We start from the raw sequence: 5006 nt of genomic DNA, 5'->3' as shown, positions 1-5006 counted from the left end.
GGCGGCAATACCGCGGTCGAGGAAGCGCTCTATATGACCAACCATAGCGATGATGTGACTCTGATCCACCGTCGCGACAGCCTGCGCGCAGAGAAGATCTTGCAGGATCGGCTGTTTGCCAATCCCAAAATCTCCGTGATGTGGAACAAGAATGTTGAACGCTTTGTTGGCGGCGGCGATCCTCTGGGGCTGGTTGGACTGGACCTGGTCGACACGGAGACCGGGGACAAAAGCCATTTGACGGTTGATGGTGCCTTTGTTGCTATCGGACACGCGCCGGCAACGGAGATATTCAAGGACCATCTCGATCTGATCGACGGCGGCTATATATGGGTCGAGCCGGGTACGCCGAAAACCAAGATTCCGGGCCTGTTCGCCTGCGGTGATGTCATGGACCATGTCTATCGTCAGGCCGTGACCGCAGCTGGTACCGGCTGCATGGCAGCACTCGATGCCGAACGTTTTCTGGCGGAACAGGAATTTGAACTGATGGCGGCCGAATAGTCAGGCTTTTCGCAATGAATCCAATATTTTATCGATAAGCCAGTTTTTTGCCTCGACATCGGCAAAGCTGTGCGACGCGCTGTCGAGCGTTTCGATGATGATATTGGAATTCCGCCGCAGTGGTTCAAAATCGGCACTGTTCCAGGCCGCGAGAAAAGCGCGCGCAGTGGTATCGCGCTTTGCCAGCAGAATATGGGCGTCTTTTTCCAGCCCGTACAAGGCATCGCGCAATCGCAAGGACAGTGCGCTATTCTCTTCTGATCGGGCGGCCTGTTTGAGACCTTTCAGAAGTTTTTTGACGTCGATTTTCCCCGATAGCAGATCAAGGATCGTCCTTGGATTTTTGATCCGGTCCCAATAGCGCGAGCGGATGGCGGCGGACGAGATTGTCGGTTCTTCCGTATCCGGTTCGCTGCTCGTTTCAATCACCCATGGATTGGCCAATATATGGCCATTAATCCCGGCCTCGGGTCCGAACAAAGCCAGCGCGGTGGCCGCATCGCAATTTCCGAATGCAATGATATTCTGTACCCGTTGTTCGTGTCTGAGAAATTTGGCGGCCGCCGCGGTTTCTTCCGCACTGCCCAGAAAACCGCTGTTCTGACCCGTGCTTTCGCCAATACCGCGCCGGTCGTAGCGAAGCACCGGAAAGCCCTGTTCCGCTATCCGCAAGGCAAGTTGTGCCATTCCGCCATGGGCTCCCGAGCGGATTTCATTGCCGCCGCTGACGATCAGTAATGCGGTCGAGCCAGGCGCGCTATCGAGGGTTGCAGCAAGCATGTCGTTTGCACAGGCAATTTGATGAAAGCTCCGCGTCATTGCTTTATCCAAGCAGCTATATCGTTGGCGATGGTTTTGGACATCGCTGGATCATCATCCGGTTCGGCGCGGAGCCACAAGGCAGAGCCGGGAATCTTAACATCGCTGGGCTTATTGTCTGATTCCAGGCGTACGATCCGCTGATTTTCCAGATCTGGAAATTCTGCCGCATTTAGCTGCGTGAATAGTTGGGAGCCGAGGATATTGCCAGCCAACTCAAGCGGTCCGGTCTCGGCTTGGGCGGTCAGATCGGCGAGGCTTGTATTGCGGCCGGATTCCCGGTCCGCTGCAACCCTGGTCCGCATCATCGTCCGCAATATTGTCGCGCCTTTCACCGGACTGAAAATCCAGTGACTGGCCTTGTCCATCGCAGCGACCGTCAAAGCGCCGCCTCGAAATGAGGCAATATGGGAGATTTCATGTTGCTGGGCGCACGCCTGGATGGCCGCTTGCCAGTCGGATAGTGTGGCCTGTTCAAGGGCGATCAGGCTTTCATTGGTGCCCGGCAGATCGGGCAGAAAGCTGCCGACTTCAAGGCCCTCAAGAGCGCGCATGACATCCACCAGCATCTTGCGCATGCGGTTCATCTCGTCGAACAGGGGTGGGACTAGCAGGACGCGGCGGGAAGACTGGGCCGCTGCAGACAAACAATATTCTTTGCGATCCGCAAATTCGTGGGAGACGAATGCGGGTGCTAGGGTCACCCCGTGACTTTCATCTCGGCAAAGGCGACCAGATTGCCAAAAGTTTCAAACAGTTCGCCATCGACTTCATCATCATCGATCATGATGTCGAGACGATCTTCCAGTTCGGTGAGCAACCCGGCAACAGCCATGCTGTCCAATTCAGGGAGAGCGCCGAAAAGCTCTGTTTCTGCCGTGAAGTCCGCAACCTGTTCTTCGCTCAGGCCCAAAATATCCCGCATCACTGCACGCACGGCGGCTTCCGGCGTTAACTCGACCTCATTCTGCATCAAAAACCCCCGAATCCCGGATAACGGCGCCTCCCTAAAGGGAAGCACGCTTTCCGGCAAGGCCCGAGGCATAGTGGCGCAAAATAGGCAGCCAGGACAAGGGGTTGTTGGGCCAGTAGAACTCCAGCCGATAGCGGTCCCGGACATCTTCCATCCACTCGCGCTTATAGCCGTCATTGCCGGTGCCAAAGTCGATCAGATCGACATGGTCAATATCGATCACATGCTGGAACATCGCGACCGAGAGCAGGGTTCCGGGCGAAGATTTTGTCGCGTCTTCGATATGCGCCAGCTTGTGAATCAGGGCTTCGCCATTTTCGACGGTCCAGAATTGTGCCGCCACCGGCTCGCCATCAATATAGGCCAGGCCAAGGCGCATGCAGCCGGCGGCCGCTTCGTGCTGGGCCAGTTTCTTCAGAAAATCGGGGTTGCCCTCTTCGGGTTTCCAGCTGCGTTCGTACACCGACACATAGTCATTCCAATCCTCGTCGGAAAATTGCTTTTCAATCCGGATCGACACCAGGTTTTTCTTTGCCTTGCGTCGCACCGTATTGCGCAACTGACCGGGGCGATCATCCCAATATTGGTCGAAGGTGCGGCCCTTTACGTTGAGGATATGATTGTCATCGGCCTTGGACCGGAAAACAATCCAGCCGGCTTGCTCAAACGCTCTCTCGGTCAGGCTGGCGGCCGAATCTTCATCAGGTACGGGCGTGATTTCAATATGGTGAGAGCTTGATTTCAGCTGCTTTGCGAGCTTTGCGAGCAGCGCCAATTTGGTGACTTCGTCATATTCGCCCAGGAAAATCGGCCGAAAGGTGAAATTATACCAGTTGGCCAGAGCAGCATGGCGACCGAGGCCGGTTTTCATCAGGAACATCCAAGCTTCGGCGTCGCCCTCTTTGCTATGAACGATCAACGGGGACTTGTCGGGCAGGCATAGTTCATGCAGCGGTTTGAGCCATTCGATCCGGTCGAACAGGGACTTTTGGACCGAACGGCCAAGTTTTTCGCCGGCTATGTCTTGCACCGACTGAAAATTGCTATGATATTCGCTGGTCATGGCTAAGGTCGTATCTGTCACAAATCTGCTCTTTTTCCCATAGGTCAAAAATTGAACATCGATCCCGAAACCGCCGCATTTCCGTTAGACCATCTGGCGATTGGCAAGGATCCGCATGCGAGCGCTCTCGTGACGCGTTCGGGATCTCTTAGCTATAAAATGTTAAATCATCGTGTCGGTGTGCTGGCGGCATGGCTGCAGGGGCAGGGCATGGCCAAAGGGGACCGGGTGGCAACCTGGCTGTCCAAGACCGAACTGGCTTGCATCATGCCGCTGGCGGCGGCCCGGGCGGGTCTGGTGCACGTGCCGGTCAATCCGTTGCTCAAACAGGCCCAGGTTGCGCATATCGTGGCGGACAGTGGCGCCAGGCTGCTGATCAGCAACGCCGGGCGCCTGAAAACTCTGGAAGACGGCAGTTTCAACAAAGATTGCAGCCTGTTCGAGGACAAGGTTGTTGAGACTTCTCTGGAGTCGATTGCGATGCCAATGGAGCCCAGTGCAGTAACAACCGATGGCAGTGATCTGGTTGCGATATTATACACCAGCGGTTCTACGGGGCGGCCTAAGGGAGTCATGCTCAGCCACGCCAATCTGACACTTGGTGCGCTCAGTGTGGCAGAATATCTCAAGCTTTCTGTCGATGACCGCACGATATGCGTGTTGCCACTCAGCTTTGACTATGGCCAGAATCAGCTGCTTTCGACCTGGGCAGTCGGTGGTTGCGCGGTGCCGCTGGATTATCTGACGCCGCGTGACGTCATGAAGGCATGCGCCCGCGAACGGATCACCACTTTGGCGGCCGTGCCGCCGCTCTGGGTGCAACTGGTCGAGCATGAATGGCCGGAGGAAGCGGTTGCATCGATGCGGCGGCTAACCAACAGCGGCGGTGCGCTGACCCCAACGTTGGTCAAGCAGTTGCGGGCGATATTCGGGTCCGGAACCGATATTTATGCAATGTATGGCCTGACCGAGGCTTTTCGGTCCACCTATCTCGATCCCGCGCTGATCGACGGTAATCCGACCAGCATGGGCACAGCGATCCCTTATGCTGAAATTCTGGTGGTCGACGAAGTTGGCAATGTTGCCGCGCCCGATCAGTCCGGGGAACTTGTCCATTGCGGTCCGCTGGTGGCGCAGGGCTATTGGAATGATCCGCAGCGGACCGCGCAAAGGTTCAAAAGCGCACCGGAAGCATCTAAATTTGGCGGTACGGCGGTTTTCTCCGGCGATACGGTGAAGCGCGGCGACGACGGATTGCTCTATTTCGTTGGCCGTGATGATTCGATGATCAAAAGCTCAGGCAACCGGATCAGCCCGACCGAGATTGAGGAAATCGCGGTCGAATCGGGGATCATAGCGGAAGCGGTCGCTCTGGGCGTGCCGGACGAACGTCTCGGTCATGCGATCCGGCTGTTTGTCAGTCCGGTTGATCGTGGAGCGGAAACGGCCACTATCCCCGAGCAACTGGGAAAATATTTAAAGCAAAATTTACCAAATTTTATGCACCCCAGAGATATCATCCTGCTTTCTGAATTCCCCAAAAATCCCAATGGGAAACTGGATCGCAACGCATTGGCCAGCATGGATATCGAATGATCAAGACCAAACCCACTGGGCCAATCCCCGCCGGATATTCCGCCATTGATG

Annotated in this window: 6 protein-coding genes; 2 read left to right on the top strand and 4 right to left on the bottom strand. The window is 55.9% G+C overall.

Translation table 11 applies throughout. From position 1 onward, the window contains the following. On the top strand, positions 1-504 hold a 504-nt coding region (locus V7665_RS12985; protein WP_335664959.1), incomplete at its 5' end, for an NAD(P)/FAD-dependent oxidoreductase. Here V7665_RS12985 and V7665_RS12980 read toward each other — a convergent pair. Genes V7665_RS12980 through V7665_RS12965 form a run of 4 tightly spaced genes read right to left on the bottom strand, consistent with a single transcriptional unit; the run spans position 505 to position 3380 of the window. Continuing rightward, positions 505-1323, bottom strand: a complete 819-nt coding sequence (locus tag V7665_RS12980; protein ID WP_335664958.1) for a hydrolase 1, exosortase A system-associated — start codon at positions 1321-1323, stop codon at positions 505-507. Continuing rightward, entirely contained in the window at positions 1320-1970 is a 651-nt protein-coding gene (locus V7665_RS12975) for a hypothetical protein (protein ID WP_335664957.1), read from the bottom strand. The genes V7665_RS12980 and V7665_RS12975 overlap by 4 nt, the downstream gene beginning before the upstream one ends. A 53-nt stretch (positions 1971-2023) precedes the next feature. Continuing rightward, positions 2024-2296, bottom strand: a complete 273-nt coding sequence (locus V7665_RS12970) for an acyl carrier protein (RefSeq protein ID WP_335664956.1) — start codon at positions 2294-2296, stop codon at positions 2024-2026. A 34-nt stretch (positions 2297-2330) separates the two neighbouring features. After that, on the bottom strand, positions 2331-3380 hold the full coding sequence (locus V7665_RS12965; protein ID WP_335664955.1) for a GNAT family N-acetyltransferase: 1050 nt from the start codon (positions 3378-3380) through the stop codon (positions 2331-2333). 30 nt (positions 3381-3410) lie between these two features. On the opposite strand from V7665_RS12965, the gene V7665_RS12960 reads away from it, so the two are divergent. Then, a complete protein-coding gene (locus V7665_RS12960; RefSeq protein ID WP_335664954.1) occupies positions 3411-4955 on the top strand; it encodes an acyl-CoA ligase (AMP-forming), exosortase A system-associated in 1545 nt (514 codons plus the stop codon). The last annotated feature ends 51 nt before the right edge of the window (positions 4956-5006 follow it).

It is taken from the genome of Parasphingorhabdus sp., assembly GCF_036964675.1.
GTDB lineage: Bacteria > Pseudomonadota > Alphaproteobacteria > Sphingomonadales > Sphingomonadaceae > Parasphingorhabdus.
Note: the sequence above shows the minus strand (reverse complement) of the source record. Positions and strands in the feature narration are given on the sequence as shown.